Source organism: Mesorhizobium sp. M7A.F.Ca.CA.002.09.1.1, assembly GCF_003998555.1.
Lineage (GTDB): Bacteria > Pseudomonadota > Alphaproteobacteria > Rhizobiales > Rhizobiaceae > Mesorhizobium > Mesorhizobium ciceri.
Map to the genome: position 1 here is coordinate 1 of NZ_RZRR01000558.1, position 3,815 is coordinate 3,815.

A 3,815-nucleotide genomic window follows, 5' to 3' on the forward strand; every position below is an offset into this window, starting at 1 on the left:
TTGGTGGACTCCGTCGGAGAAAGGGGGGTTGGGACGGCGCTGTCGAGCTCGCGTGACCAGTCAATGGCATTGATGAAGACGCCGAGCGGATTCTTGCGCAGCTGATCCGTATTGCTTGGCGAGCGAATCACGATCGTGAGGATCGCAGTCCAGCGCATCGTGCTGGCAAGGCTTCCGCGCTCAAACACCTGCTCGGTCCATTTGACCTGGAATGAACTTTCGGAGGCTCTGACCACGCTGGTGACCTGTACCGAAACACTGCGCGTTCCGATCTGACCGAAGGGGTCGTTCGCCTTGGCGTATTCGTTGAGGAAGAGCGCTGCGCGATCGCTAGCAAAGTCGTACGCTGCCAACCAGTTCTGCCGTACCAAAACCGGATCGGTGGAAACGGAACGGACATTCTGGATGAAGCGGCCGAGATGCCAGGCGATCTGAGCATCCGAGGGCTCATAATTCCGGATCGCCGGCGCGACGGCGCGCGTCTCGCCGAAGCCATCGACCTCGACGACATAAGGCACGACACGGCTTTGCATCGACTGCCATACGAGTCCGCCGGAAAGCCCGGTCGCCAAGGCCAGGCAGCCAAGGGCCATGATCCGCCAGTTCCTGGCCTGCAGTCGAGATGAGCCGATGCGCTCGTCCCACAGCTGGGCGGCTTTTTGATACGGCGTGACCGGTTCGGGTGTTTTGCCGTAACGGTGCACGGGTCGCTTGAAGAGCATCTAGTCATCCTTGTCGTTGAGAGAGGGGGTGGCGCTGCCTCCCGGCCGGTCTCCGTCTCGGACAGCTTGCATGGCAGCGTGGCGATTTGCACGGGCGGTCTGTTCAGAACGTAGGCGCCTTGCCCACGTCGGCGCCGAAACAGTGGCCGAACCGGCAGAGCGTTCGGTCATTGGCGCTGTCGGCGTGCCGCCGGTCGCGGTCCACGCGGCATCGCGCCCGGCATCGGCGTTGCGCCCAACACTTGCAGTGGCGGATCGCGCTATGCGTATAGCGGCGCCGCCAGCTGCACTGGTTACACCATGCATTCCAGCAGCCACACCGGAGAGGCCAGCGTCGGGCGAGGTTGCGCGCCCGATCTGCCATGACGTGGAAGCAGCCGATCCCATTGTTGTGCCGGCTCGGATGGCGGCGACACCGCCGCTGGTTGCCATACGCGCGCCAGCAAATGCTGTGCCTCCAGCAACGAGTGATACACCCGCTGCCGCCGCGGTCGTGCCGAGGGCGGCGCCCGCCCCAAGCTGCGGTGCGCCTGAGACAAGACCCGACGCGATCCCCGGCCCAAAAATGCCAAGGCCAAGCAATGCCAGTGCGCCCAGTACCTGGGACATGGCACCGGCAAGATCCGGCTCCTTGCCTTGCAATGCGGAAGCGAACTCCCCGAAGAGCGTGGAGCCGATACCGACAATGACGGCGAGCACCATCACCTTGATGCCTGACGAGATAACATGGCCGAGCACGCGTTCGGCCAGGAACGCTGAACGGTTCCAAAGTGCGAATGGAACCAAAACAAAACCTGCCAGCGTGGTGAGCTTGAACTCAAGGATGGTGATGAAAAGCTGGATGGAAAGGATGAAGAAGGCGATGATGACCAGGAACCAGGCCATCAGCAGCACGAAGATGGTCAGTGCGTTGCCGAAGATTTCCGGGAAGCCCAGGAGCTGACTGGCTTGGTCAAGCATTGGCCAAGCACCTTCGAAACCGGTCGCGGCAATGCGGCCCGGGCGCAAGAGATTGTCTGCCGACAGATTGCCGGCCGACGCCTTAATCCCGAGACCGGCAAAAGAACGATAAACGATATCGGCGAGGTTCTTGAAATTGTTCAGAATGAAGGCGAAGACGCCAACATAGAGCACCTTGCGGACAAGCCGGCCGAGAACGCTGGTTTCGTCGCCGAGCGCCCACGCCAGGCCGGCAAGTGTGATGTCAATGCCGATCAGAATGGTAGTGAGGAAGGCGAGGTCGCCCGATAGCAGACCGAACCCGCTGTCGATGTAGCGGATGAAGGTCTCCATGAAGCGATCGATGACGCCAAGGTCGTTCATGCCGCTGCCTTTCTCGTCGTGATGAACTCGTGATTAATTGCCGGGATAAGCCGAGCCGGTACCCAAGAATCGCTTCGTCATCTCGCGGGCGGCTTCGTCTGACTGGGCCTTGCGGGCGGCATCCTCGGCCTCAGCTCGAAACTGCGTTGCGAGCAGCGTCTGGATCTGCATCTGCTGTTTTGTCGAAAGCGCCATCAGCTGGTTGGTGGCCTGGCTTGCCTGAAGCGCACCGGCCGCCCCTTGGCTGCGGTTGACGAGATCGGCGAGCAGATCGCCGTCGGCGCGGACGTTCTCGACGATTTGCGACTGGACACCCATGGTCTGGCGGAACGCCTGCATGGCGGTTTGCCAACGCTCCCGCGCAGCACTCGCCACATCGCTGACTTTGATCGTGGCGTCGTAGCTTTCCGGATATTGGCTGCGCCACTGGTCTTGAAGCTTGCCCAGATCAAAGCTGAGGCCACTCGCCTGGTCCATCAAGCCGTCGATGCGATGGAGCGAACCGGTGAGTTGGCCAACGGAAGAGAAATCCAGACGCTGAAGATTGCGCGCCATGTTCTGCAGCATGGTCGCCTGATTCTGCAGCGACTGGATCTGGTTGTTGATCTGCTCCAATGCGCGCGCGGCCGTCAGCACGTTCTGCGCATAATTGGACGGATCGAACACGATAAGGGCGTAGGCGGGCTGCACATAGTCGGCCATAGGCTTGGCGATCAGGGAAACGGTGATCAGGCCGGAGAGAAGGCGTCGCCGCATCATGAGAATTGCTCCTTGTCTGGTTGAGGGAATTGCTTGAGAAGTTCGCCGGCCCAATCGAGGCCGCGCGCGATCAGGAACTGCGAGGCAAAGCTGCCTTGCCCGTCTTCGGACATGATCCTGTCGATCAGAGTCTGCGTGGCCGGATCGGAAGCACCGCAAAGCGCAAGAGCGATGGGGCCAAGCTCGAGCTCGAACAGACGGTTGCCGCGGCGCGATTGCAGATAATACTGACGCTTCGGCGTGGCGCGGGCGATCAATTCGATCTGCCGCTCGCTTAAACCGAAGCGCTCGTAGGCTGTGCGCGCCTGGGGTTCCACGGCACGATCATTGGGAAGGAAAATGCGCTGCGGGCAGCTTTCGATGATTGCCGGCGCTATGCCAGAGCCCGCGATATCAGCCAGCGACTGCGTAGCGAAGACAACCGACACGTTCTTCTTTCGCAGCACCTTCAGCCATTCGCGGATGCGGGCGGCGAACAGCGGATTGTCGAGATAGACCCACGCCTCGTCGAGCATGATCAGCGTGGGCCGTCCGTCGAACCGTTCCTCAAGTCGCTGGAACAGATAGGTAAGCACCGGCAGCAAAGCGCTTTGGCTGTGCATTAACTCCTCGGTCTCGAAACACTGCACATCCGACAAGGCCAGCCCATCATGATCGGCATCGAGCAGGCGGCCGAAGGGACCGTCGAGCGTGTAGGGCATCAATGCGGTCTTCAGCGCATTGGATTGAAGCAGGACCGAAAGACCGGTCAGTGTGCGTTCCTGCGCCGGCGCGGTGGCAAGGCTGGCCAGCGCTGACCAAATAGCCTCCTTCACCTCCGGCGTGACGGTGACGTTCTCGTGGGCAACAAGGCTGGCGATCCATTCGGCCGCCCAGCTTCGGCTAGCCTGGTCGTTGATGCTGCGCAGTGGCTGAAAGGCAAGGGAACCGTCCGCTCCTAGCGCGTGGTGTTCTCCACCCATGGCAAGTGTTGCAGCACGGGCCGAATTGCCTTTGTCGAAGACATAAACC

At 61.1% G+C, this 3,815-nt stretch carries 3 protein-coding genes and 1 pseudogene; all 4 read right to left on the reverse strand.

Annotation, left to right across the window (positions count from 1 at the left end; translation table 11 throughout):
- The coding region (trbF, locus tag EN994_RS21890; RefSeq protein ID WP_164746067.1) for a conjugal transfer protein TrbF at positions 1-722 on the reverse strand (722 nt) is incomplete at its 3' end.
- Positions 723-2,045 carry a P-type conjugative transfer protein TrbL gene (gene trbL, locus EN994_RS21895; protein WP_063169231.1) on the reverse strand — a complete coding sequence of 441 codons (1,323 nt, stop codon included), beginning with the start codon at positions 2,043-2,045 and terminating at the stop codon, positions 723-725.
- Positions 2,046-2,078: 33 nt separating this feature from the next.
- A complete protein-coding gene (gene trbJ / locus EN994_RS21900) occupies positions 2,079-2,804 on the reverse strand; it encodes a P-type conjugative transfer protein TrbJ (RefSeq protein WP_024502854.1) in 726 nt (241 codons plus the stop codon).
- A pseudogene (locus tag EN994_RS21905) lies at positions 2,801-3,815 on the reverse strand (conjugal transfer protein TrbE); the annotation flags it as partial. The pseudogene EN994_RS21905 and the gene trbJ, both read right to left, overlap by 4 nt.